This window comes from Brevibacterium sp. 2SA (genome assembly GCF_005502845.1).
In the GTDB taxonomy this organism is placed as follows: Bacteria; Actinomycetota; Actinomycetes; order Actinomycetales; family Brevibacteriaceae; genus Brevibacterium.
Genome location: NZ_SCMW01000105.1, coordinates 1 through 3,038, shown reverse-complemented (window position 1 = coordinate 3,038; position 3,038 = coordinate 1). Strand labels below are relative to the sequence as shown.

Below are 3,038 nucleotides of genomic sequence, written 5' to 3'. Positions count from 1 at the left end.
CACTCGAGCCTCGGCTACCGCACGCCCGCCGAAGCGCGCGCCGACTACACCCTTCAGGCCGCGATCGCCGCCTGATCCACAAAGAGATCGTCTACGAAACTTGACACAGCCCAAAGTTCCGTCACAGCGGACGGTGGTGCCCGTATGGAGCGAACCGGCGGGACCGGGTTGGCCTGCACTATTGCTTTCGAGGTCATTGCCGTCGCCGGTGCCGCCGTCGAAGACATCGTCGTCGACTGTGTCGAAGTAAGTGCTCTCCGGTTCAGGCCCGGGATCCTCGGCGGGTGGGGTCGGGGTGAGGGTGGTGAAGGTGTCGGCGAGGGGGTGTCCGGTGAGGTCGATGCCGGCGTTGGTGAGCTGATCGAACAGCGACCCGGCGGCCGGTACTTCACCCGAGGGTGGGGAGGACTCCGACGAAGACGACCCGCCCGTGGGCGCACCCGCGGCGTCGTCGCCGGGGGTGGGGTGCTTGCGGTTCGGGGTGAGAGTCATGGTGTCCAGGGGTCCATTCGCCATTGTCCATGTCGTGTGACCTATTATACACCTTTGTGGTGTGTGTCAAGATGTTTGTTTGTTTTTTGTTCGACTATTTTGCGCGAGTTCTAGCGTCTTCGATTTCTAGGCCGAGCTGTGTTGTCCCGGTGCCGTTGCGTGATCCGACTTTGGTGTCAGCAGGGGGTCGTGTGTGTTCCAGGGTGGGTCTACGCTACAGTCCGGCACAGACACGACCCCACGACTGACGCCTGTCCAGCCAGTGACAGCGATACGCGCCGGCCGTCGACGACGGCCGTTCGGACAATGATGACTGGACGAGCAAGGGCTTCTGGTCGAACGATAAACACTTGGCGAACAAGCGTCGCTGGTCAAACAATCACGCCTGGTCGAACGATGGCCGCCGGTCGAGTAACGACCGGTGATCGCACAACGGCCGAAGATCGGGCCCCGGACTCAGCGCTCGGAAGTTTATCCCCGGGCTCAGCGCTCGGGAGTCGAACCGCGAACTCAGCGTTCGGCAGTCGAGCCGCGGCCCTCACTCTCGGCGAGCTGGCGGAGGTAGTCGTTGTAGGCGTCCAACTCCTTGTCGCCGTGCATCGCGACCTCGCGGTCACGGATCTTGTTGTTCTTCGACTCCTGACGGAACCAGGTGATGAGGATGATGAGGAGAATGATGACGGCGGGACCCTCGCCGTAGGCCCACGCGATCCCACCGGCGAGCTTCTGATCTTCCATGGGGTCGATGCCCCACCTCGGCGGGAGTTGGGCGAACCGATCGACCAGAGGCAGCGCCGCCATCATGACGATGACACCGAAGAATGCGTGCAGACCGGCTTCCATGAAGGAGTGGAAGATGCGGACGACGTGCGATTCGGGCACAGGAAGCGGGTCAGCCGGGATGAGCGTCGCATTGAAGACGATTCCTGTGAAGAGGAAGACGAGTTCGAGCGCGATGTGGACTCCGACGCCCTGGTTGAAGACCCAGCTCGCGGCGTCGGAGAGATAGAGGCCGTAGAAGAGAGCGAGGAACAGCGGGATCGAGAACAGCGGGTGGACGATGATCTTGCCCGGCCACGAGCGCAGCCCGAAGATGGCCGTCCTCAGCACCATGCGGCCCGGCAGGTTCCTCGGTGTCGAGCGAAGCAGGAGCGTTCCGGGAGCGCCGAGGAGGAGCAGCGGTGGCACGGCCATCATGAGGGTCATCTGCTGGAACATGAAGACTGAGAACATGACCTGGCCGTAACCCTCGATCGCGAGGCCCATGGTCGCGGCGAGGAGCAGGCAGCCGAGGAGGAAGAGGATCCCTCGCCATGCCGGCCACGGACGCTTCTGGACGGCGAGACGAATCCATCCGATGACATAGGCGAGAGCGACGAGACCCGCGATGACGGGTATGACGGGTATCGGCTGCAGGTCGAAGCCGAGAAAAGCTTTCAGGGACGGCGTTGCGGTCGGAATCCACGCCAGGTCAGTCATGTTGCGTACAGCACCTATCTCACACGGGTCTCGCTGTCTCAGCGAGTAGGTCTGACGACTAGGTTACTCCCCTGTCAGAGCCACCGAGTGAACGGCCGACTCGTGAGCAGGTTATCCACAGATTCAACTGCATCTGTTCTCAATCCATGAGTTCTCGCATAATGTGGGACACCCTGGCGCCTGGCCATCTCAGGTGCCATCGGCACGAACCGCAGTGTCAGCATCACGGACCACAGAGGCGTGGAATGAGAACCGGAATCGCTACACCAGCTCGTCGCACCACCATCCGTCGTCGTCTCCGCACGGTTGCCGCAATTGCGGCTGTAGCCGCCGTCGGGGCGGTCGTCACCGGATGTGAGGACAACTCCCCGGTCGCAGCGCCGACATCGACTCTTCCCGCGGCGGGGCCCTCGGCCGGCGAGTCGACGCCGGCTGTCCCCGAGTACACCACCGACCTCGACCTCACCGATGACGAGAAGAAGGCGGTCGACGGGGCGCTGGTGGCGTTCGAAGGGTTCTGGACTTCGGTCAATGAAGCATACGCGGGTGACTTCGGCGCGGCGGAAGACTTCTCTAAATATGCGAGAGGCGAGGCACTCGAATCGATCGAGGGTGACATCGACGTAATCGAAGACGGGTCATATGTGTTTCAGGGGAACATTGTGCCCACCAAAGTGAATGTCGCTTCATACTCACCACCTGGCGACACTACCTCGCCCGAATCTGTAAGTGTGCAGTTCTGTTTTGACTTGACCGAGTGGTCGCTAGCTCCAAAAGACCAGTCCACTACCCCGAAATCTGATGATGCAACTATGGAACACGTCATCACGCGCGAGGATGGCGCGTGGAAGGTGTCTTCTCAATCGCTGAAGGAACGCCGTTGTTAAAGTCCCGGTGGTCGCTCTCATTCACAAATGCCCTGATAGTACTTGTGTCAGTAGCGCTGATACTTTGGCCTCTTTCGTCGGCCAATGCAAAAGGCCCAAAATGCGACATGCGGGACATAAATAGTTGTGTTGCAGACACTCCGGGCGGAGGGGGTGGTGGAGGGCCCGCCCCTCGTCCAC

Annotated in this window: 2 protein-coding genes and 1 pseudogene; 1 reads left to right on the top strand and 2 read right to left on the bottom strand. The window is 61.3% G+C overall.

The window, feature by feature from the left end; genetic code table 11:
• A pseudogene (locus tag FFS20_RS17755) lies at window positions 1-492 on the bottom strand (hypothetical protein); the annotation flags it as partial.
• A 510-nt stretch (window positions 493-1,002) separates the two neighbouring features.
• The gene (locus FFS20_RS17750) at window positions 1,003-1,971 is read right to left on the bottom strand and encodes a cytochrome c oxidase assembly protein (RefSeq protein WP_137827095.1); all 969 of its coding nucleotides are present in this window, start codon (window positions 1,969-1,971) and stop codon (window positions 1,003-1,005) included.
• Window positions 1,972-2,216: 245 nt separating this feature from the next.
• Between FFS20_RS17750 and FFS20_RS17745 the strand changes: the two genes are divergently transcribed.
• A complete protein-coding gene (locus FFS20_RS17745; protein WP_137827094.1) occupies window positions 2,217-2,858 on the top strand; it encodes a hypothetical protein in 642 nt (213 codons plus the stop codon).
• Window positions 2,859-3,038: the final 180 nt, after the last annotated feature.

Excerpts from the sequence above, each read along its gene's own strand:
- FFS20_RS17750 (WP_137827095.1), bottom strand. The coding sequence starts at position 1,971 with ATGACTGACCTGGCGTGGATTCCGACCGCAACGCCGTCCCTGAAAGCT.
- FFS20_RS17745 (WP_137827094.1), top strand. The coding sequence starts at position 2,217 with ATGAGAACCGGAATCGCTACACCAGCTCGTCGCACCACCATCCGTCGT.